This window comes from Neolewinella lacunae (genome assembly GCF_014349155.1).
Lineage (GTDB): Bacteria > Bacteroidota > Bacteroidia > Chitinophagales > Saprospiraceae > Neolewinella > Neolewinella lacunae.
Genome location: NZ_JACSIT010000128.1, coordinates 1,952 through 2,196, shown reverse-complemented (window position 1 = coordinate 2,196; position 245 = coordinate 1,952). Strand labels below are relative to the sequence as shown.

The following is a 245-nucleotide window of genomic DNA, read 5'->3' as shown; positions in this document are numbered from 1 at the left end:
GTTGACGACAACGGCGTACAGGACCTGACCAACCCGCTGGAGTACGGCATCGCCGGTGTCACGGTGAACCTGTACTTCGATGCGAACGGCGACGGGATGATCGACGGTCTGGAATTGACGGCGATCGAGACGACGACCACGGACGCCGAAGGCAACTACTTCTTCGACAACCTTGCTCCGGGCGACTACCAGGTAGGGGTACTTCCTGCTACGGATGCACCGGTGGCTTCCGGTACGCAGAGCGA

Annotated in this window: 1 protein-coding gene; it reads left to right on the top strand. The window is 60.8% G+C overall.

Going from position 1 to position 245, the window contains the following annotated elements; all coding sequences use genetic code 11:
- The coding region (locus H9S92_RS14055) for an SdrD B-like domain-containing protein (RefSeq protein ID WP_187467335.1) at positions 1 to 245 on the top strand (245 nt) is incomplete at both ends.